This is a genomic window from Cryobacterium sp. M91, from assembly GCF_002929615.1.
GTDB lineage: Bacteria > Actinomycetota > Actinomycetes > Actinomycetales > Microbacteriaceae > Cryobacterium > Cryobacterium levicorallinum.
This window is the reverse complement of the sequence record NZ_PJJT01000087.1, coordinates 79,197-99,555: the sequence shown is the minus strand read 5'-3', so window position 1 is coordinate 99,555 and position 20,359 is coordinate 79,197. Positions and strand designations below refer to the sequence as shown.

23 protein-coding genes and 1 pseudogene are annotated in these 20,359 nt (G+C 64.7%); 7 read left to right on the top strand and 17 right to left on the bottom strand.

Annotated elements, in window-relative coordinates; all coding sequences use genetic code 11:
• Positions 1-320: 320 nt before the first annotated feature.
• On the top strand, positions 321-2,192 hold the full coding sequence (locus tag CXY80_RS12760; RefSeq protein WP_104132739.1) for an FAD-binding monooxygenase: 1,872 nt from the start codon (positions 321-323) through the stop codon (positions 2,190-2,192).
• An 89-nt stretch (positions 2,193-2,281) separates the two neighbouring features.
• Here the strand turns inward: CXY80_RS12760 and arfB are convergent, their stop codons facing one another.
• From arfB to CXY80_RS12735, 5 genes are all read right to left on the bottom strand, one after another.
• A complete protein-coding gene (gene arfB / locus CXY80_RS12755; RefSeq protein ID WP_092451496.1) occupies positions 2,282-2,704 on the bottom strand; it encodes an alternative ribosome rescue aminoacyl-tRNA hydrolase ArfB in 423 nt (140 codons plus the stop codon).
• Positions 2,705-2,727: 23 nt separating this feature from the next.
• Entirely contained in the window at positions 2,728-3,495 is a 768-nt protein-coding gene (locus CXY80_RS12750) for an SCO1664 family protein (protein WP_092451494.1), read from the bottom strand.
• The gene (locus CXY80_RS12745) at positions 3,495-4,034 is read right to left on the bottom strand and encodes a DUF3090 domain-containing protein (RefSeq protein ID WP_104132738.1); all 540 of its coding nucleotides are present in this window, start codon (positions 4,032-4,034) and stop codon (positions 3,495-3,497) included. The genes CXY80_RS12750 and CXY80_RS12745 overlap by 1 nt, the downstream gene beginning before the upstream one ends.
• A gap of 9 nt (positions 4,035-4,043) precedes the next feature.
• Positions 4,044-4,751 (bottom strand): histidine phosphatase family protein, encoded by a 708-nt coding sequence (locus tag CXY80_RS12740; protein WP_104132737.1) that lies wholly within the window; start codon positions 4,749-4,751, stop codon positions 4,044-4,046.
• Positions 4,752-4,887: 136 nt separating this feature from the next.
• Positions 4,888-5,808 (bottom strand): pseudouridine synthase, encoded by a 921-nt coding sequence (locus CXY80_RS12735; protein WP_104132736.1) that lies wholly within the window; start codon positions 5,806-5,808, stop codon positions 4,888-4,890.
• 254 nt (positions 5,809-6,062) lie between these two features.
• Here CXY80_RS12735 and CXY80_RS19510 point away from each other — a divergent pair, with 254 nt between their 5' ends.
• Together CXY80_RS19510 and CXY80_RS12730 are read left to right on the top strand one after the other, a co-directional pair.
• The gene (locus tag CXY80_RS19510; protein ID WP_158251646.1) at positions 6,063-6,218 is read left to right on the top strand and encodes a hypothetical protein; all 156 of its coding nucleotides are present in this window, start codon (positions 6,063-6,065) and stop codon (positions 6,216-6,218) included.
• 247 nt (positions 6,219-6,465) lie between these two features.
• On the top strand, positions 6,466-6,963 hold the full coding sequence (locus tag CXY80_RS12730) for a hypothetical protein (RefSeq protein ID WP_104132735.1): 498 nt from the start codon (positions 6,466-6,468) through the stop codon (positions 6,961-6,963).
• On the opposite strand, the gene CXY80_RS12725 is transcribed toward CXY80_RS12730, so the two are convergent.
• The gene (locus CXY80_RS12725; RefSeq protein ID WP_146070738.1) at positions 6,954-7,178 is read right to left on the bottom strand and encodes a hypothetical protein; all 225 of its coding nucleotides are present in this window, start codon (positions 7,176-7,178) and stop codon (positions 6,954-6,956) included. The genes CXY80_RS12730 and CXY80_RS12725 overlap by 10 nt on opposite strands.
• A gap of 7 nt (positions 7,179-7,185) precedes the next feature.
• On the opposite strand from CXY80_RS12725, the gene CXY80_RS12720 reads away from it, so the two are divergent.
• Positions 7,186-7,512 carry a hypothetical protein gene (locus CXY80_RS12720; RefSeq protein WP_104132733.1) on the top strand — a complete coding sequence of 109 codons (327 nt, stop codon included), beginning with the start codon at positions 7,186-7,188 and terminating at the stop codon, positions 7,510-7,512.
• A gap of 131 nt (positions 7,513-7,643) precedes the next feature.
• Here the strand turns inward: CXY80_RS12720 and CXY80_RS19505 are convergent, their stop codons facing one another.
• From CXY80_RS19505 to CXY80_RS12705, 3 genes and pseudogenes are all read right to left on the bottom strand, one after another.
• Positions 7,644-7,886: a helix-turn-helix domain-containing protein gene (locus CXY80_RS19505; RefSeq protein WP_158251645.1), complete on the bottom strand. Its 243-nt coding sequence runs from the start codon at positions 7,884-7,886 to the stop codon at positions 7,644-7,646.
• 400 nt (positions 7,887-8,286) lie between these two features.
• Entirely contained in the window at positions 8,287-8,832 is a 546-nt protein-coding gene (locus tag CXY80_RS12710) for a helix-turn-helix domain-containing protein (protein WP_092451484.1), read from the bottom strand.
• Between the two features lie 241 nt (positions 8,833-9,073).
• Positions 9,074-9,901 (bottom strand): annotated as a pseudogene (locus tag CXY80_RS12705) (DUF3387 domain-containing protein); the annotation flags it as partial.
• Between the two features lie 5 nt (positions 9,902-9,906).
• Between CXY80_RS12705 and CXY80_RS12700 the strand changes: the two are divergent.
• The gene (locus CXY80_RS12700) at positions 9,907-10,371 is read left to right on the top strand and encodes a TM2 domain-containing protein (protein ID WP_233195357.1); all 465 of its coding nucleotides are present in this window, start codon (positions 9,907-9,909) and stop codon (positions 10,369-10,371) included.
• Between the two features lie 151 nt (positions 10,372-10,522).
• Here CXY80_RS12700 and rbsD read toward each other — a convergent pair whose 3' ends face one another.
• The 7 genes from rbsD to CXY80_RS12665 form a co-directional block, all read right to left on the bottom strand.
• Complete coding sequence (gene rbsD / locus CXY80_RS12695; RefSeq protein ID WP_092451482.1) at positions 10,523-10,906, bottom strand: D-ribose pyranase; 384 nt, start codon at positions 10,904-10,906, stop codon at positions 10,523-10,525.
• Positions 10,903-11,877: a ribokinase gene (locus CXY80_RS12690; protein WP_233195356.1), complete on the bottom strand. Its 975-nt coding sequence runs from the start codon at positions 11,875-11,877 to the stop codon at positions 10,903-10,905. Before CXY80_RS12690 ends, rbsD begins: the two co-directional genes overlap by 4 nt.
• Positions 11,874-12,815, bottom strand: coding sequence for a substrate-binding domain-containing protein (locus CXY80_RS12685; RefSeq protein WP_104132731.1), 942 nt, complete (start codon positions 12,813-12,815; stop codon positions 11,874-11,876). Before CXY80_RS12685 ends, CXY80_RS12690 begins: the two co-directional genes overlap by 4 nt.
• Positions 12,816-12,886: 71 nt before the next feature.
• Positions 12,887-13,858 carry an ABC transporter permease gene (locus tag CXY80_RS12680; RefSeq protein WP_092451478.1) on the bottom strand — a complete coding sequence of 324 codons (972 nt, stop codon included), beginning with the start codon at positions 13,856-13,858 and terminating at the stop codon, positions 12,887-12,889.
• A gap of 11 nt (positions 13,859-13,869) precedes the next feature.
• Entirely contained in the window at positions 13,870-15,384 is a 1,515-nt protein-coding gene (locus CXY80_RS12675) for a sugar ABC transporter ATP-binding protein (RefSeq protein WP_092451476.1), read from the bottom strand.
• 1 nt (position 15,385) lies between these two features.
• A complete protein-coding gene (locus tag CXY80_RS12670; RefSeq protein ID WP_104132730.1) occupies positions 15,386-16,414 on the bottom strand; it encodes a LacI family DNA-binding transcriptional regulator in 1,029 nt (342 codons plus the stop codon).
• A gap of 318 nt (positions 16,415-16,732) precedes the next feature.
• A complete protein-coding gene (locus tag CXY80_RS12665; protein WP_092451472.1) occupies positions 16,733-16,933 on the bottom strand; it encodes a hypothetical protein in 201 nt (66 codons plus the stop codon).
• A 121-nt stretch (positions 16,934-17,054) separates the two neighbouring features.
• Here CXY80_RS12665 and CXY80_RS12660 point away from each other — a divergent pair, with 121 nt between their 5' ends.
• Positions 17,055-18,122, top strand: coding sequence for an NAD(P)-dependent alcohol dehydrogenase (locus tag CXY80_RS12660; RefSeq protein ID WP_104132729.1), 1,068 nt, complete (start codon positions 17,055-17,057; stop codon positions 18,120-18,122).
• 179 nt (positions 18,123-18,301) lie between these two features.
• Here the strand turns inward: CXY80_RS12660 and CXY80_RS12655 are convergent, their stop codons facing one another.
• Entirely contained in the window at positions 18,302-19,180 is an 879-nt protein-coding gene (locus CXY80_RS12655) for a helix-turn-helix transcriptional regulator (RefSeq protein ID WP_092451468.1), read from the bottom strand.
• A gap of 101 nt (positions 19,181-19,281) precedes the next feature.
• Here CXY80_RS12655 and CXY80_RS12650 point away from each other — a divergent pair, with 101 nt between their 5' ends.
• Positions 19,282-20,301: an NYN domain-containing protein gene (locus tag CXY80_RS12650; protein WP_233195355.1), complete on the top strand. Its 1,020-nt coding sequence runs from the start codon at positions 19,282-19,284 to the stop codon at positions 20,299-20,301.
• Positions 20,302-20,359: the final 58 nt, after the last annotated feature.

Sequence of the window (20,359 nt, the reverse complement as noted above, 5' to 3'; positions counted from 1 at the left end):
ATCTGCCGCAACCAATTATTTGACGGACGCCCGGAAGCTCGAGTTTGACGTCGGTTTAGCGCCCCGGCACCGAGTCGCGAATGATGAGTAGCGCCCACCACTCGCGCCTGGCTCAAGGTCGGTTGACCGCGGTGGCGGGCGTTCCACCAGACTCAGGCGCGCGTGGGATGCTCGGCCGGATACACCGCCGGCCCCTGTAGATCACCCAATGTCGTATATGATTCAGAAAACGATAATAGAACACAGTGTTCTATTATCGAACGGTGACTGATCGCCGTGCGAGACCACACCGAGGAACCACACAGAGAAGTGAGGAAGCCGTGCAGTTTCACCACCACGGATACGTGTCCACCGATCCCCGCGTTCAGGACGCCGCCGGGGTCGGCATCGATCGCCCCGACGAACTTCCCGACACCGTCGACGTTCTCATCGTCGGCACGGGCCCGGCCGGCATGATCACGGCCGCCCAGCTCTCCCAGTTTCCGAACATCACGACCCGCATCGTCGAACGCCGCGGCGACCGCCTGGCGATCGGGCAGGCCGACGGCATCCAGGCCCGCAGCGTCGAAACCTTTCAGGCCTTCGGTTTCGCCGAACGCATCATCGCCGAGGCCTACCGCATCACCGAGATGGCGTTCTGGAAGCCCGACCCCACCAACCCGGCCAACATCATCCGCACCGCCCGCGCCATCGACGACCCGACCGGCATCAGCGAGTTTCCGCACCTCATCGTCAATCAGGCCCGCGTCCTGGATTATTTCGCCGAGGTGATGGCCAATGCGCCCACCCGCATGACCCCGGATTTCGGTTTCGAATTTCACAGCCTCGTGAACACGAATGAGGGCGAGCACCCCCTCACGGTGACGCTCGTGCACACCACCGGCGCCTACAAAGGCCAGGAACGCATCGTGCACGCCAAATACGTCGTCGGCGCCGACGGTGCCCGCAGCGCTGTGCGTGACTCGATCGGCTGCACCCTCGCCGGTGACGCGGCCTTCCACGCCTGGGGCGTCATGGACGTTCTCGCCGTCACCGATTTTCCCGACATTCGCACCAAATGCGCCATCCAGTCCGGAACCGGCGGAAGCATCCTGCACATTCCGCGCGAGGGCGGCTACCTGTTTCGCATGTACGTTGACCTCGGCGAAGTCGCTCCCGACGACAAGGGCGCGGTGCGCCAGACCTCGATGGAGCAGATCATCGCGAAGGCGAACGCCATTCTGCACCCGTACACCCTCGACGTGAAAAACGTCGCCTGGCACAGCGTGTACGAGGTTGCCCACCGCCTCACCGACCGCTTCGACGACGTGCTGCCGGCGGAGATCGGCATCCGCTCGCCGCGTGTTTTCATTCTCGGTGACGCCTGCCACACGCACAGCGCCAAGGCCGGCCAGGGCATGAACGTCTCGATGCAGGACGGCTTCAACCTGGGCTGGAAGCTCGGTTACGTGATCGACGGGCGCAGCCCCGACAGCCTGCTCGGCACCTATTCGGCCGAACGCCAGGTCATCGCCAAGAACCTGATCGACTTCGACAAGGAGTGGTCGTCACTGATGGCCGCCAAGCCGGAGGACCTCAAGGTACCGCTCGAGGAGTTCTACACGCAGACCGCGGAGTTTCCGGCCGGCTTCATGACCCAGTATCCGCCGTCGATGCTGATCGGCGAGGCGACCCACCAGTCGCTCGCGACCGGGTTCCCGATCGGTAAGCGCTTCAAGTCGGCCCCGGTGGTGCGGGTCGGTGACGCCAACCCGATCGAACTCGGCCACCACCACCGCGCCGACGGCCGCTGGCGCGTCTACGCGTTTGCCGACGCCGCATCCGTTGAACTGGCCACCTGGGCAGAGTGGATGCGCACCTCTGGCGACTCGCCGCTGCTCGCCCACACCCCGGACGGGAGTGACATCGACAGCATCTTCGACGTCAAGGTGGTCTACCAGCAGGCCCACGCCGAGGTCGATATCAGCCGGGTCGACGACGTGTTTCTGCCCAAAACCGGCCCGTTCGGGTTGATCGACTACGAAAAGCTCTACGCCACCGACCCTAAGCACGACATCTTCTCCCTGCGCGGAATCAGCCGCGACGGTGCCATCGTGGTCGTGCGACCCGACCAGTACGTCGCGAACGTGCTGCCGCTGACGGCGACCGACGAGCTCGCGGCGTATTTTCGGCAGATGCTGCTCGTGCGGTAGCTGCCGCGGCGAGCGGATGCCGACCGGTCAAGTCGCACCGTCCCGGGAGTCCGTTGCCTTCTCGGCGAGCGGATACCGGTGGGCCGCCCCTAATCGGCAGCGGGACGCTGGCGGTTCTGCTTCGTGGCTGAGCGCTGCTGTTTGGCGGCGAGGTGCCGCCGCCCCGAGCCCTTCGTGGGTTTGGTTGCGCGGCGGGCGGGCGGCTCAGCCGCCAGCCCGGCGATCACCAGATCGGCGAGTTTGCGCAGGGCGATCTCGCGATTGCGCAGCTGGGAGCGCTGCTCGCTCGCGGCGATGGTGACCACCCCGGAAACGAGACGGTGACTCAGGCGGGTGAGCAGCAGCATCCGCTCATCATCGGAAAGCACCGTCGAGTCGGCGACGTTCCAGGACAGCTCGACCCGGCTGTCTGAGGTGTTGACGTGCTGGCCGCCGGGCCCGGACGAACGCGAAAACCGCCAGCCGAGTTCGCGCTCGGGAATGGTTAGCGCCGGCGATACCTCAAGATCCATGCATCAAGCGTGGCACAGATGGCTCAGAACAGGGGCCAGGGCACCGCGGGCATATCGCCGCTCGGGGCGGGGAACTCCCCCTCTGACCGCAACCGACCGCAGCGTTCCGCGAGCGCAGCAACTTCTTCGGCGCTCAGAAGGCCAGCAAGGGTCGCGCCCAGCGCACCATTCAGGTCGGCCTGCACCCGGTCTATGCCCTCGAGTTCCTCGTCGGTGAGCGCATCGCCGAGCCAGCCCCACAGCACGGTGCGCAGCTTGTGCTCGATATGAAAGGTGAGCCCATGGTCGACGCCGTGCCGGTGACCGTCGGGCATGGCGAGAATGTGGTCGCCCTTGCGATCGGCATTGTTCACGACGATGTCGAACACGGCCATGCGGCGTAGCGCCGCGCTGTCTTCGTGGATGAGGGTGACCATCCGTTCGTGCTCGTCTCGCCCATCGAGAACGTGTCGCCACCCGGTATCCGGCACGGCATCGGAGGCCACGAGGTCGACGGCGGCCTGCGCGGGGTCAGACTCCTGCCACAGCTGCACCATGCCTTCGCCCATCGGGCCCTCGCGCAGCCAGGTGTGCGGCACGACGTTCCAGCCGAAGACCTGCGACACCAAGTAGGCCGCCACCTCGCGATTGGCCAGGTGGCCGCCCGGAAAATCCCACAGCGGATGCTCCCCCGCCACCGGTTTGTAGACGACCACCGCGCCGTCGATGCTCCCCAAGAACGTTGCATTCGAGGCCGTCGTGATGCGGCCGGTGAGCTTCAGCTCACCGTTGATCAGGTCGGGAATGGGCATCAGGCTTCGGGCAGGGTGCAGGTGTGCCCATCGGCGTCGACAGGGTAACCGCAGAGGGGGCACATGGGCCTGCCGGCGCCGACGACCTCGCGCGTGCGTTTCGCGAATGCTCGCGCCGTGCCGACGGGGATGCGCACCAGCATCATTTCAGCCACGTCTGCCGGATCGAGCAATTCCTCATCATCGTCGGTGATCGGGTAGGCCTCGATCACGACCTGCACCGTCGAAGGGTCCCAGCCCAGGCTCATCGCCCCGGTGCGAAATTCCTCGGCGACGGGCTGTTCGAGCGGGTCGTTGTCGACGAGCTCGATGGGGGTCGTGGTCGGAATGCTGAAGGGATTGCCCTCTAAGGTGATCAACTGGTCGAGAATCTCGTCGATCTTTTCGCCGAGAAGCGCCGACTGCTGTTTCTCCAGCGCGATGCTCACGATGCGGGTGCCGCTGCGCACCTGCAAGTAAAATGTGCGCGACCCAGGCAGGCCGACGGTACCGACGACTACCCGGTCGGGCCAGTCGAACTCATGGACGATTGTGGGCATGTGAATATTTTACGCGGTCGAGGTGCGCGCTGGCTGATGACCGGCCCCACCGCCGACCGGCGCATCCGTTGGGTGGATGCTGCCAGCCAGCCAGGACAGATCGCCGCCGTCGGTGTTGGTCGCGTGCACGCTCGGCCTTTTGGGGCCGTATTGCACGATCGATACCGACGCGGGCCCGACGTTGATACGTTGGAACAGGTCCAGGTGCATGCCGAGCGCGTCAGCCAGAATGGACTTGATAACGTCGCCGTGGCTGACCGCGACCCACACGGCACCGGGCCCGTGCTGCGCCTCGAAGGCGGCGTCGTGGCGTCGAATCGCGGCCACTGATCGCGCCTGCATCGCCGCCATCGACTCGCCGCCGGGAAAGACCACGGCTGAGGGTTGCGTCTGCACCACCGACCAGAGGGCTTCTGTGGCCAGGTCGCTGATGGTCCGGCCCTGCCACTGGCCGTAATCACACTCGGTGAGATCGTCGTCAATCGGCATGACCGGGGAACCACTCTGGTGGTCGAGAATGAGCTGCGCGGTCTGCTGGCAGCGTTCCAGGGGGCTGGAGACCACGGCGACCAGGGGCACCACCGCGAGGCGTTTTCCGGTCAGCGCCGCCTGGTCCTGCCCGATCTGGTCGAGTCGCACGCCGGCGGCCCGCCCGGCGAGTATTCCGGCGGTGTTTGCGGTGGTGCGGCCGTGCCGCACGAGAATGACTGTGGCCATGGGTCTAGCCTAGGCATCCGTTTGGCGAGCTTTGAACGCGCACCATCAAGGCTCGCGGCATGTGTTTGAGAAGTTCGCCCTGGTTTGAACACCTGTCAGCTTCTCAACCGCGTGTCGCGATGCGCGACACCCAGGCTCAGCCGACCTCACTGCGCAACGGGAGCGTTCGCACGCTGGCAAACTGCCGCGGGCGACCGTCGATCGGGTCGGTGAAGCGCACCTCGTTTGCCAGCAACTGCAGGGGGCGGGTGAAATCGTCGATCGCGATCTCTCGCACGACCGGATAGATCGGGTCCTCATTGATCGGAATCCCGAGGCCGAGCATGTGCATGCGCAATTGGTGGGTGCGGCCGGTGCGCGGCGTCAGTCTGTAGACGCCCAGGCCGTCGATCACCGAGTCGAGTTCGATCAACGACTCAGCGTTGGCCGGCGCGTCCGGCAGTACCTCGGCCTGCCACTGACCACGGCGGGTCGTGAGGTGGTTGCGCACCGTCACAGGCAGGTCGAGGCTCGGCAGCAGCGGTGCCAGCGCCCGATAGGTCTTGGCGACCTCCTGCCGTTGGAACATCGACTGATATGCCCCGCGCCACCGCCGCTCGGTTGCCAGCACCACCAGCCCCGACGTCACGCGATCCAGCCGATGCAGCGGCGAGAGCTCCGGAAGCCCGAGTTCGGCGCGCAGCCGCACCACCACGCTCTGCACGACGTGGCGCCCGCGGGGAATGGTCGAGAGGAAGGCGGGCTTGTCGATCACGACGAGGCGATCGTCGCGATAGATCAGGTGGATGGGCCCCGGAACAAAAGTCTCGGCGGCCAGATCGCGGTGAAACCAAACAAAGGTGTGCGGCCGGTATGGGTCGAGACCGGCTACCGCGGTGCCCGACTCATAGACCAATCGCCCCTGAGCCAGAAAGCCGGCTACGTCCACGAACTCCGACAAACGCTCATCCAGCCAGGCGCCCATCGTGTCCCAAAGCGGATGCTGCGCCCGTTCCGGGGTGCAGACCCACGCGGCCTCGAGGCCGTGACGTTGCGGAAGTGGCGAGCGCGGCGGCATTCACTGATCGTACGTCGCATGGCTGCATAATTTTTCGTTGACATCATCGGGAGAATCCAATAGCTTCCTCGTGAAAGCTCCGGATTCGCATCAGCGCATCCCGCAGCTTCATCGGGCAACAGGCCTTCGGCCTCGTGCGGCCTTCGACCGGCACCCTCGGCGGCACTCTTGCCCGCACGGCTGCCTGATCGACACCTCCCCCCGCGTCACTCGCGGCCAGGGCACCCTCGCCTTCAGCCGAACATTGGACAGCCATGACTTACGAGATTTCTTCCCCCACGACCACCGCCGAACACTCCGAGCAGCGCAACCGGAATGCCACGACCAGCGCCGGACCTGACTATCGGCGCCGCCAGCTCGACATCTTCCGACAGCGCGAGCACGAGCTTGAGACCGAGGGGGGGCGCTAGGCCCTGAGGCGTGCGGCTTTGCATCTTGCAAGGCAACTGCTGCATCGGGTGTCACTCAAACCCCAGCCGCATCAAAAAACAAACTAATCGAATGGTTTGTTTCATCTGATTGTCGCCAATAGGGTGATTAGGAAGGTCGAGTTCGCCATTGCTGGCGCAGTGGCCAACGAACGGCCCAGGAACGACGGCCGAGGGAAGCCGGATGCGCTGGCTTTCACAGAATTGCCGTCAATGGGGGGGATATTACATGCCAGAACATCGCAATCCACAGAGTCCGCGTAGGCGGATCATCGCCGTCGCAACGCTGTGGATCCCCTTTCTCCTGGTGGCCGTAACGTGGCTCACGTGGCGGCAGTCCCTCCCGCTGGATCTGCCCCGGCAGTATGACGCTGAAGGCGTCGCCTCGACTATCCCTACCTGGATCATGATCGGCGGAACAGGGTTGTTGACACTGGCGGCGGCAACAGGAGGGCTCTTCGCGCTTCCGTACGCTGCTGGCCCCAATCGCAGACCGATTCTTCTGGCTTCCGGCCTTGTCGCCGGGTTGGCGTGCAGCACCTGGTTGATCACAGCGGGCGTGCAGGTGGCCGCCGGTTCGAGTGGAGAACCGGACATCGGCGGGTGGCCTCTTCTGGCAATTCTGTCGGCCGGCTATGGACTGATTGCATTCGCCATTGCCCCGCCGTGGAAATACAAAGAGGTCGTCTATACCGAAGAGGATTGGAATCCTTCTCCTCAGGCATGATGCGCGTAGCCTAACGCTGCACGATCGGTTGCGAGAATGAGCATTCGGGGGAAAGCGAGTTTAGTTTTTGTAACGGCGTGCCTGGCGGTTGGGTTCGTCGGTTGCTCGACGCCTGCCGCGCCGGAGGCCGCGACACCGCCGCCCACGGTCACGGTCACGCCGTCAGCGACGCCGACACCGACGCGGATTCCCATCACCTGCGACACCGCATTCACCAGCGAAATGCTCGTGCAATTCGCGGAGGACGGCCTCGTGCTCGGGGTCGAGCAAAACCAAGAATTGCACGACCTGGTCGGCAACGATGGCCTGCGATGCCGGTGGGGAATCCCGCAAACAGACATCATTGTCGCGTACGCGAACTGGGAGCGCGACACCGCAGCATGGCAGACCGTGAAGACGGACTTGATAGCTGACGGATACGTAGAAACGAGCCCGTTCGCCGTGAGCTCGGAAATGGTCGGCTATGACTCCGCGTACCGATTCCGCGAGGGCGTTGTTCACTACGCGAGCCCAGGTCGGTTCTTGGGGTGGGTGACCGCCGTCCAGTAGGCCCGGGCACGCACAGGAGCTGTGACGCGCCGGGGTTCAGCGCGTCGTGTACGTGAAGGCCGTCGTTCCGTGGGCATTCCGAGCGAACTGGCCAACGCGCTGGCCCTCGAGGTAGGCATCGAGTCCGCTCGTCATCGAACACCTGGTGCGGGGATAGCCGAGGGTTCGATGTGCAGAGCGCGCAGGACTCGGCGAATCGCAGCGATGCTCGTGACAAGTCTGCCGCGCTCGATGGCTGACAGAATAGTCAGGTCCACGTCGGCGGCCGCGGCGAGGTCGGCTCGGCTCAGGCCGCGAATAGCGCGTTCATCACTGACCCGCTGGGCCAGGTCGACTCGTTCGCGGAGGTACGCGGCATGTCTGCGTTGGAGCATCTGCCGCACCCTGGCATCATTGCCGGCCACCGCATGGGCAATGAGATTGCACCCCGCATTCAAGCCGGCAGGCGGCTGGCCATTGAACCAATCCGCGAGCACCGCAGCTGGCGCATCGCTGCCACGCAGAAAGCGGATGCGCTGTGCGTTCCCTGGTCCTCGAGTCGAGCCCTTCAAGGGAGTTGGTGCGAAAGAAATGAATAAAGGCATCCTGCGAACGCGGCGCGAGCGGGCGGCGCGACGGCGTGTGTCGAGTCGCCGACGAGTCTTAAACGACCCACGCCTTGCTCCCCGGCTTCCTGCTCGCGGGGATGCGCCCTCGTTCGATGAGCTTGCGCACACCGCGCTCGCTAATACGTCGAGCCACGCAGCTGTGTCCAACAGGGCAGTAAACACTCGCCTAGCCTGCCAGCGCCCCCGCCCTGGCCCGCCGCTGGGCGCCGAGAGCTCGGCGAGTCTGGCGCGCCTTCGTTAGGATCTCGTCAACAGTTGTCTCGTCATCAAGAGTCGACCGCATCGCCTCGAGAGCGTCGTATTGTTCTTGGCGCCGTCGATCCCGAAAAGCCATCACATCGACAAGGAGCACGCGCCGATGGGTACCGACTCGTTCAAAGGGAAGCTTCTGCTCGTCAAGGAGTTTCACCAGCGTTGGCCTGCTGATACCGAGGAGGTCCGCTGCCTGCTGAGTGGTGAGCGTCTTCGACTGCGGCAAGATACTGACAGCGAGCCCTCGCTGCATGGATTCAATTACTTGCAGGAGAACCCTATGGATCTCCTCTGGAATTTCCACTTGGTCACCCGTTGCGGCGCCGGCGAGGAAGTAATGCGGAAGTGGGGCCTCTCGATCGGCCGCTTCATGTGCCGCAAGAAAATCGTGCACGCGGGCGACACCAGCCAGATCGTTGCAGACGTATGTCTGTTGACTCAATGCCACCGCGTTGCTCATCACTTCTCCCTATTCGAAAGAAACGTAACATATTTGTGTAGATTTCGACTGAGAATTTAATGGCTGCCCCGTCACCGAGTTATTCGAGCGACGACAAGCCCCGCGAGGCATTCGACATTTGTGGCCAGGGCGATGGGACCCCAAGCCGCGGTTTCCCGCGGCAACACTTCCCCGGAGCGGCCGTGAACGGCGTCATCATGCGGCCGACCACGCCTTCAGCATGGCCTCAGGCCGACCTTCGTCATGTCCGGTCCGCGGCAAACCGCAGTGCCATCGACTCCATTTGCTCCATCACGAGCTTGATGGCGGCGGGCTGCTGGTCGGGCGGGTAGCCGTTCACCACGAGCAACCGCTTGATCGACGAGCGCAGCTTGGCACGCACATCGTCGCGCACGGTCCAGTCGGTGCGCACGTCGCGGCGCATCACCTGCACGAGACCGCGCGCGATGTCGGCCAGCTTGCCCTCGCCCTGCAGATCCACGGCGGACTCGTTCTGCGCCACCGCGTCATAGAACGCCAGTTCATCACTGGTCAGCGCCGGCTTGAAGTGCAAACCGCGCTGCGACTCGGCCGCGACCTCCCGCGACATCTCCACGAGCGCGGCAATAACCTCGGCCGAGGTCAGCTGCTGGTTGGTGTACTTGTTCATCAGCTCGGTGATGCGCTCCGAGAACGCCCGCTGCCGCACCATATTGTTGCGAGTGGATGCCACGGCCTCCTCGGTCAGTAACTTGCGCAACGCTTCAATCGCCAGATGCGGGTTGCGCGCCTGCTGCGTCTTAGCGACGAACTCTGGCGTCAGATCGCTCAGCGACGGCTTCGGCATGCCGGCCGCCTCGTAGATGTCCAGCACCTCACCCGACGACGTCGCGGACGCGATCAGCTCCCCCAACAACCGCTGGATCTCCTCGGGGATCGGCTCGCCGCGGGACTGCCGGTCGAGGGCATCCGCTTTGGCCATCCACACTCTGATCTCCTCATAGATCTGCACTTCTGGTCGCAAAAAAGCCAGGTTCTGCGATCCCGAGCACAGCGCCCAGGCCCGCGAGAGCTGCCCCGAGTAAGGGCGTCAGAATGACTACCAGCCAGCGCCCCGCTCCGACCGGCGTACCGACCACCCAGCAGGAACAATTTCTGCTTCCCGCTCCCCCGATTCAGGCGGTCACCATGCCCAACCCGCCGATCTCGCAGAAATCGTTCGTGGCCACCTGGCTGTTTTCTTGGCTGCTCGGCATCTTCGCCGTTGACCGTTTCTACCTCGGCAAGATCGGTACCGGCCTCTTGAAGCTGGTGACCTTCGGTGGGTTGGGGATCTGGTGGCTCGTCGACCTCATCCTCGTGCTGGTCGGTGCCCAGCGCGACAAGCACGGCCTCACACTCGCCGGCTACGGCCAGTTCAAGAAGGTCGCCTGGATTGTCACCGGCGCGGTGACCGTGATGTCGATGATCGTGTCCGGTATCAACGCGGGTAATAGGCCGAGTGAGAGTCCGGCCGCTGTGGCGCCGGCCGCCGCTGGCTGCCTCGTGGCACGTGTTTGATCCCCTGGCACTGGTTCGAACCGGTGCCGGCTTCTCGAACACGTACCACGAGGCGCGACCACTTCTCCTGATCGGCGTGGCAGAACCGTGCGACGACGTTTTTGTAGTTAAACGGCGTGACTGCCTGGGAACGCGCCAGCGGCTGACTTGCTTAAAACGACACTCCGCACACCAGCGCCGCGTTGGCGAACGGCGTCGCCTCGCCCGTGCGTATGAAGAGCTTGGCCGTCGCGGAGAAGGACTTCAACTCCGCGTGGTTGATGTACTCGATGTCTTTGAAGCGTTCGGCCAGCCAGGCCCCCGCGGGGGCGGTCTTGGCCTCCTCCGCCGCCACGCAGCCCTGAAACACCATCTCGTCGAGCAGGGCGTCGAGAACCTGTTCGAACCGCGGGATACCGTGCACCAGAGCGAGGTCGATCACGGGAACCCCGGGCGGAATCGGCATGCCGCAGTCCGCGAGCAGAATGATATCCGTGTGACCCAGCCGGGCGAGTGCTCCCGACAGCTCGGCGTTCAAAATTCCCCGCTTCTTCATGCGTGAACCTGGGCTTTCACCGTCGGCAGCTCGTCGGCCAGGGTCGGATAGGAGGGCTGGGTTCCCCGGCTCTGCACCGCGAACGCGCCCACCCGCACGGCCAGGCGAACGGCCTCAAGCAGACTCGTCCCGGCGGCCAGCTGCGCGCTCAGCGCGCCGACGAAGGCATCACCGGCTCCCGAGCTGTCCACGGCGACGACCGTCGGCGAAGCCACGGAATGGGTGCCCTCGCGGTCGCCGCAGATCGCCCCGCTGGCACCACGGGTCAGTACAACGGATGCGACGCCCCACTCCAGCAGTCGGGCAACCAAGTCGGCGTCCTCGGCCGGAACGGAGCGCTGCGGAGCCAGTTGAGCGAGCACGAGGGCAGCCTCGTGCTCGTTGACGACCAGCGGGTCGGCGCGCCGGATAGCGGCGGGATCCAATTCGATCACGGGCGCCAGATTCAACACCACGCGTCCCGTTGCCAGCCGCGCCGCCAAGGCGATTCCCGCCGCGGGGATCTCGCCCTGGAGCACCACGACGGCTGCGGCCGCGATGATGTCGGCGCAGGCCTGAACGACCTCTGCACCCATCAGGGCATTGGCACCGGGGACGACCACGATGGTGTTCTCGCCATCGTCGGCCACGCTGACCAACGCCAGCCCGGTGGGGGCGTCGACCGTACGCACGGCCGACTGGTCGACACCGGCGCGAGTCAGAATCGCGGTGGCGACGTGGGCCTGTGCATCCCGGCCCACGGCGCCGACCAGAAGTACGCTCGCACCGAGTTGGGCCGCGGCCACCGCCTGGTTGGCCCCCTTACCGCCCGGCAGAAACTCCATCGACGTTCCGATGAGGGTCTCCCCCGGCTGCGGGTGGCGGTGCACACGGATCAGCTGGTCGACGTTGATGGAACCGACGACAACAACCGAACCGCGCTCGACGATGCCGATCGGTGGAACGAGCGCACTACTGGCCAGATGAATCACTTGGTGAAATCGCCGACATTCGTCTTGGTGACGGAGACGACCTCGACCGGCACGGTCGTCTCGATCGTTTCGCCCTTGATGGCCTTGACGGCGAATTCGATGGCGAGCTTGCCGAGTTCGGCCGGCTGCTGGGCAATGGTAGCCACCAGGGTGCCCGCTTCAATTGCGGCGAGTCCATCAGCGGTGCCGTCAAAGCCGACGACGAAGACCTCGGTGCCGGCCTTGGCGCCGAGCGCCTGAATGGCGCCGAGCGCCATCTCGTCGTTCTCCGCGAAGAGACCAGTGACACCCGGGTTGGACTGCAACAGGTTGGTCGTCACATCGAGCGCGGCGGCGCGGTCGAAGTTGGCGGTCTGCGTGGCGACCACGGTGATGCCGGGGTAGGCCAACATGCCTTCCTCGAAGCCGGCACCGCGCTCGCGGCTGGCCGACGTTCCGGCCACACCCTGCAGGTGAATGACGGTGCCCGCTTCGCCCATGGCCTTGGCGAGTTCGTCGGCCGCCTGGCGCCCGCCGGCTACGTTGTCGCTGGCGACGAGTGAGGCGAGGTCGACTCCGGTGACGGTGCGGTCAACGCCGATAACCGGAATACCGGCCGTGATCAAATCGCCAACGGCTGAGGCCGCGGCATCCGAGTCGACCGGGTTGATGATGACGGCCTGGGCACCGCTGGACGCAGCGGTGGCGAGCTGATTGGCCTGGGTGGCGGAGTCGTTCTGGGCATCGACGATGCTCAGTTCCACTCCGGCCTCGGCGGCGGCAGCTTCTGCTCCGTCGCGCAGTTCCACGAAGAACGGGTTGTTCAGGGTGGAAATCGCGAGCACCATTTTATCGCCGGACGCCTCAGCGCCGCCTCGGCCACAGGCGGTGGTGCCCGCGAGGATCAAGGCCGCTGTCGCGGTCAGTGCCGCGATTTTGAGGAACGAGGATGACTTCATTGTTTTTCCTTTGGGTGGGGATGGAACGAACGGGGAGCGGTGAAAGATTGGTGGATGCTGGCAGCGTCGAGTCAGCTGCTGCGCGTTTTGCGGCGCAGCACGTCGATGCCCACGGCCAGGGCGATCACGAGGCCGATGACGACCTGTTGCCAGAACGACGTGACATTGAGCAGGTTCAAGCCGTTGCGAATGACGACCAAAACCAGGGCTCCAACCAGGGTGCCGGAGATCCTGCCGAGTCCGCCGGCCAGGGAGGCGCCGCCGATCACGACGGCCGCAATGGCGTCGAGTTCGTAGCCGGCAGCTGCCTGAGGCTGCGCGGAGTCAAGCCGGCCGGCGAGCAGCAGCCCGGCGAGGGCCGCGAACAGGCCGGCCAGCGTGAAGACGGTGACCAGGATGCGCTTGACCGGCAGTCCCGATAGCCGCGCCGCTTCGGCGTTGCCGCCGACGGCATACATCGAACGGCCGATCACGGTGCGGTTGAGGATGAACGAGGCGACCAGGGCGGCGATGACGAGAATGACGATCGGCATCGGAACCGGTCCCAGATTACCGCCGAGAAAGGAAACCTCGGGCGCGGTCTTGATCGGGCGGCCGTCGGAGATGACCAGGGTCAGTCCCCGGGCCACGCTGAGCATGGCGAGGGTGGCGATGAAGGAGGGAAGCTTTCCGTAGGCGTTCGCCATACCGTTGATGGCACCGGCCAGGGCTCCGACGAGCAGGCCTCCCACTAGGGCGAGCCACCCCGGAAGCCCGGCGCTGGCGAACATCCAGCCCGAGGACATGGCCGACAGTGCAGCCACGCTGCCGACCGACAGGTCGATCCCCCCGGCAACGATTACGAAGGTCATACCGAAGGCCAACACGGCCACGGTGGAGACCTGGATGCCGATGTTCAGCAGGTTCGGCCCGGTCAGAAAGTCGGGGGTGGCGATGAACAGGGCGAGGCAGAGCGCGACGAGGCCGACCAGGGCACCGTTGTTGGCGAGGAACTTCTTGTAGTCGAGGCCGCGGCGCGGCGTCGGCAGGGTGGTGGTGGACATGAGGTTCTTCCCTATCTCTGTTCGTGCTTCTCGTCGACATCGCGGGCGGCGAGTGTCATGACTGCGTCTTGAGTGGCCTCCGCGGCCGTGAGCTCACCGGCGAGTCGGCCGTCACGCATCACCAGAATGCGGTCGCTCATGCCGAGCACCTCGGGCAGTTCGCTGGAGACCATGAGGATCGCTCCCCCGGCCGCCGTGATTGTGTTCATCAATTCGTAGATTTCGACCTTGGCACCCACGTCAACACCGCGGGTGGGTTCATCGAGCAGCAAGACCGTGGAGGCAGCGATGATCCAGCGGCCGAACACGGCTTTCTGCTGGTTGCCGCCGGAGAGGGCACCGATCGGTTGATCGATGGTGTGCATGCGGATGCGCAGTTTTTTCGCAACGGCGGCGGCCCGACGGCGCTGGCCGGCGAAGTCCACCAGCCCCAGTTTCGCGGTGGAGGCGAGGGTTGCGTAGCCCAGGTTGTTATTGACGGAGGCGTCGAGCACCAGTCCCTGCGCCTTGCGGTCCTCCGGAACATGCCCGATACCAGCAGCGATGGCAGCCTTGATATTTCCGTTGGGCAGGCTTTGTCCGCGAACGGTGACTGTGCCGGAGGTGTACCGGTCGGCGCCCGCGATCGCCCGGATCAGTTCGGTGCGACCGGCACCGACCAGACCCGCGATTCCGAGCACCTCGCCGGCTTTGACGGTGAAGCTGATGTCGCTAAACCGCCCTGTTGACGTGAGCTTCTCCACGGTGAGGATTTCTGCGGCCTGGCTCAGGTCTGCGGAGTCCCGGGGAAACTGGTCGTCGATGCCGCGGCCGACCATCAGCTTCACGAGCTCGTCTTCGGGTGTCGAAGCGGGAACCTCCGCGATGTATTCCCCGTCGCGTAGCACCGTGACGGTGTCGCCCACCTCGGCGATCTCGTCGAGGTGATGGCTGATGAACAGCATGCCCACGCCCTGCCGTCGCAGATCGGCCATGACGGCAAACAGGCTTTCGGTTTCGTGTCGGGTAAGCGCCGCGGTGGGTTCGTCCAGGATGAGGATACGGGCGTCGACGCTCAAGGCCTTGGCGATTTCGACCAGTTGCTGCCGGGCGATGCCCAAGTCCCCCACCAGGGTGTCCACGTCGATATCGAGTCCGATCAGGTCGAGCGCGGCACGGGCCTGCCGTCGCATGGCGCGACGGTCCACGAGACCGTGCCGGGTCGGCATCCGCCCGAGCATGACGTTCTCGGCAATACTCATGGTGGCAACCAGGTTCAGTTCCTGATGGATCGTGGCGATGCCCAGCGCCTCGGCCGCTCGGGTGTTCGGCAGGGTGACCGTTGTACCATCCACCACGATGTGGCCGGAATCTGGCTGGTAAACCCCGGCCATCATCTTAATTAGGGTGGACTTGCCGGCACCGTTCTCCCCGAGCAGCACCTGCACCTGGCCCGGGTAGACGCTGACCGTGACATCGTCGATGACCGTGACCGGGCCGAAGACCTTCCCCACGTTTTGCAGGGTGAGCAGCGGTTGTTGTGTCATGTCAGTTCTTCCTTCGGCTGGCTGCAGGCAGGATGGGCGACATCGACGACGCCCGGATGACGAGTTCACTGGGCAGAACCACCGATTGCGGGCTTTCCCCGGCGATGACCTGAAGGAGCAGGCCGACAGCGATTCGGCCCATGTCCTCGACGCTGTGGGAGATGACGCTGAGGGCCGGGTTGAGCAGGGCGAACCACTCGATATCGTCGAAGGCGACCAGCGCGATGTCTGTGCCGATGCCCAGTCCCAGCTTGTGCAGAATCGCGATCGCACCGACGGCCATCAGGCTGTCGGCGGCGAGCAGGGCCGTGGGCGGGTCATCCAGTTGCAGCAGGGCGTGCACACCAGCCGAGCCACTCCCCGCTTGGAAGTCACCGAAGTAGACCAAATCGGAGTCCTGGCTGAGACCGGCGTCGGCCACGACGGCCGTGAAGGCGGCGAATCGGTCGCGGCCCGTTGAGGTTGCCTGGGGGCCGGAGATGTAGCCAATCCGGGTATGACCGAGGGCGGCGAGGTGTTTGACGGTCTGGCGAATGCCGACTTTGCTGTCGGTGGTCACGCTCGGAACGTCGATACCGTCAACCGTGCGGTCCACGAACACGGTGGGAATCTCGCGCTCGATCAAGGCGTGGACGCTGCCACCGCCGTCACCGAGTGGCGCCACGATGATGCCATCCACGCGCCGAGAAATCAGGGTGTCGAGGTACCTGTCCTGCTGCACCTTCTTCTCATTGGCGTTGCCGAGCAGCGTGACGTAGCCCTGCGAGAGCGCCGCTTGTTCGACGGTGTGGGCGAGGTCGGCGAAGAACGGGTTACGCACGTCCGGCACCAGCAGGCCGATCGAGTCACTGCGGGTCGACCGCAGGGCCCTGGCCTGGGCATTGGGCCGATAGTCCAGCTCCTTGACTGCCGCGGCGACCTTGACGCGCGCCTGCGAGGAGGTGGCCGGGTTGCCGGAGAGCACGCGGGACGTCGTCGCCGCAGAAACGCCGGCGAGCGCTGCCACGTCTTTGATTGTGACCTCGGCCATCTGTTCACCTCATCGTGTTCGTGGAATCGATTCCATGGAATCGATTCCATTTTAGGTCGTGGGACGAACGAATGTCAACGCGATCAGCCGATTGGACTCGCTCGTCAAGCGGGCTTCGGATCGCACCGGCGTCGTGGGGGTGTGCGATGCATGCACGGGTCCCTGAGCCACGTCAAGAAAAATGGGTCGCTGCGGGCTAGTGCCACGCGACCTCGTTGCGGCGCTCAACTGAGAAGCCCGCCCGTGTGTAAACACGGGCGGGCTTCTCAAACACGTGCCGCGACGTGCTCGCGGTCGCTCAAGTCAATTTGACGGCGGTCAGTCGGCGCTGATCTGTAGGCGGAACTGGTCGCGCTTGGTGTGCAGGTTCCAGAGGTGTTCGGTCAGTTTTGCCGGGACCTTCTCGGGGTGGCCAGCATTGATTCCACCGCCGAACCCGTCGATGGCGAGATATTCCCGGCCGATGCACTGTGAAGGCGTCGCGAAAGCGGATGCCCTGGGTAGGTCAGACAGTGCCATGCTGCGGCCTCGACGGTGTCGGTGGAGCGGCGTAATGTTGCACGAGCGGATGTCACCGCCGACACGTGCCACGGCACGGGGTTCCCCCGCATTCCACCACCGGTACCGAAAGACGTTTTTTATGACGACCACCGTTCCTGCCCTCGCCGCCCCCGCGGCCAACCAGCCCCTCGCTCGCACCACCATCGAGTTGCGCACCCCCGGCGCTCACGACGTCGCGATCGACATCAAGTTCGCCGGCATCTGCCACTCCGATATCCACCAGGCACGCGACGAGTGGGATACCGGACTGTTCCCGATGGTTCCCGGCCACGAGATCGCCGGCATCGTCTCAGCCATCGGCAGCGGCGTCACCCGATACCAGGTGGGCGACCGCGTCGGCGTTGGCTGCTTCGTTGACTCCTGCCGCGAGTGTGCCAACTGCCTCGCCGGCGAAGAGCAGTACTGCCTGAAGGGCGAGGTCGGCACGTACAACGACCGCAATCACGACGGCACTCCCACCAACGGCGGCTACAGCACCGCGATCGTCGTCGACGAGAACTACGTGCTCGGCATCCCAGACGGCATCGAGCTCTCCGAGGCCGCTCCCCTGCTCTGCGCCGGCATCACGCTCTTCTCCCCCCTCACGAACTGGAAGGCCGGCCCCGGCAAGAAGGTTGCCATCCTCGGCATGGGCGGCCTCGGACACATGGGCGTGAAGATCGCCCACGCGCTCGGCGCCGAGGTCACCGTGCTCAGCCAGACCCTGAGCAAGAAGGAAGACGGCCTGCGTTTCGGCGCAGACCACTACTACGCCACGAGCGACCCGACCACCTTCACCGAGCTCGAGAACCACTTCGACCTCATCGTGAACACCGTGGCCGCAAACCTCGACCTGGAGGGCTACCTCAAGCTGCTCGCCCTCAACGGCACGCTCGTGCACGTCGGAATCCCCACCGAGCCTGACAGCGTGAAGATGGTTTGGCTCGCCGCCCAGCGTCGCTCCATCGCCGCCTCCAAGATCGGTGGCATCCGCCAGACCCAGGAAATGCTCGACTTCTGTGCCGTCCACGGAATCGGCGCCGACATTGAGATCATCTCGGTCGATCAGGTGAACGAAGCATACGAGCGCGTTATCCGCAGCGACGTGCGCTACCGTTTCGTTATCGACGTTGCCACGTTTGCGAACGAGACCCGCGTCGACGCGTAGGCGCACTGACCGGCGCGGCATAAGCCTCGCAGGTCGATAGAAAACCCAGGCACGAACCGCCCCGGGCCACAGATTTCAACGCGGCCCGGGGCATCCGTCATTAAAGGACTTAGCGCCAAGGAGCGCACCCGTCTCGAGGCACCGTACTTGCCGCGACTGCCCGAGGGGTGCTAAAAGCGTCAGCGAAGGGACTTGAGCGCGGCGGCATCCGTTTGATCGGTGCGCCACGAGGCCAAAATGCGCAGGGCGTCGTTCGAGGCGGACCTGGGTTGCGTGCTGTATACGAAGAGTTGTTGGTCGGGTTCGCCCGGAACCGGGAAGGTTTCGTAGTCCACGTCGACCCGACCAACGATCGGGTGTATGAAACGCTTGACTCCGAACGTGCACTCCCACACCCGGTGTTGACTCCACCAGGCGCGAAATTCGTCGCTCTTGACGGTCAACTCGCCGATCAGCTCGTTGAGTGCCCGGTCGTTCGGGTGAGATCGCGCGTCGTGGCGGAGCATGGCCGCCACGTCGCGGGCCACAATGTCCCAGTCCAGGTACAGGGTGCGTGCCGCCGGGTCGAGGAATGTCCATCTTGCCATGCTGCGCCCGAGTCCCACGCCCTGCGTGAAGTCCTTCAGCAACAGCTTGGCGAGGTCGTTCATGGCCAGCACGTCCATGCCAACGCCGAGCACGAACGCCGGCTGCGCGGGGAACGAGTCCATGATGGTGCGCACTGACGGCCGAATCGTGTTGGAGCGCCGCCGTTGCTGTGTGCGTCCACCGGTCGACGCCGACAACAGCGAGAACAGATAGGTGCGCTCCGCCTCATTCAGGTGCAGTACCTCGCCGAGCGCATTGACAACCGCATCGGATGCCTGCGTCACCCGGCCCTGTTCCATGCGCGCGTAGTAGTCAACGCTCACGCCGGCGAGCTCAGCCACTTCATCACGGCGCAGTCCGGGCACTCGCCGGGCCGCCGCAAGCGGGTTAATAGGAAGCCCGACATCGGCGGGCGTTAGCCGAGCTCTGGCTGAGCGCAAAAAATCAGCGAGGGTATCTTTGTCGTCCATCCCTCCAGTATCTCGCGACTGCTTGACCGCGCACCGAGTTGCCCTCTACCCGCAGCGCAGCGCAGACTATACCTACCGGATCGCAACTGAGTCTTCCGCCTGTGGCTAAGGAGCTCACCATCACTGAACCGAACGACGCCCGCGTCGGCCTTTATATCGACTTCGACAACATCGTCATCTCGCGCTATCAGCAGTTGCACGGGCGCAATGCCTTTCAGCGCGACGGCATCCGCGATTTCAACAAGTCTTCAGCGGATGCCGACCCCGAGATCGCCGCACGGCTCGCGGCCGCGACCGTTGACTTCAACGCCATCATCGACTTTGCGGCGTCTTTCGGAACTTTAGTCGTCAATCGTGCCTACGCCGACTGGTCGGTTCCGGTCAATGCAAGCTACCAGCGCCAGCTCATGTCCCGAGCGGTGGACCTGACCCAGCTGTTCACCACGACCACCCGCGGAACCAAGAACGGTGCAGACATCCGTTTGGCCGTGGATGTGGTTGAAGACCTCTTTCGGCTGCCCGATCTGACCCATGTGATCATCATCGCCGGCGATTCCGACTACATCGCGCTCGCCCAGAAGTCGAAGCGGCTGGGTCGCTTCGTGGTGGGCATCGGCGTCGCGGGCTCGACGAGCACCTCGCTGGCGGCGGCGTGCGACGAGTTTGAAGACTACGACTCGCTGCCCGGAATCGGCAAAGCCACCGCGACAGCTGTGGAGAGGCCTAAGTCCAGCAGGCGGGCGCCCGAACCCGCCGAAATTGCACCCGACCCGGCCCCCACCGAGGCCCGCAAGTTCACCACGATTCCCATGTTCTCGCACACCGATGACGCACAATTCGACGAGCCCGAAGCCGAAGACATCGACCCGCAGACCCTGGCCACCGAGCTCCTCGTGCGTGCGCTGCAGATCGGTCACGCCAAGGGCGACGACGACGAATGGCTCAACACGGGCACCGTCAAGAACCAGATGCGCCGCATGGACCCGTCTTTCAACGAGAAGCCGCTCGGTTTTCGTTCCTTCACCGATTTTCTCTCGTCGCGCAGCGACCTGGCCGAGCTGAAAGAGGATGGCCCGCAGCGGCTAATCCGGCTGCGTCCCGACGCAGAAATCCAACGCTGAGCCACGCCCTCCCCGACCAGCCTCCGGAAGTCAACCGGAGGCTGGGGCCGGCAGTCTC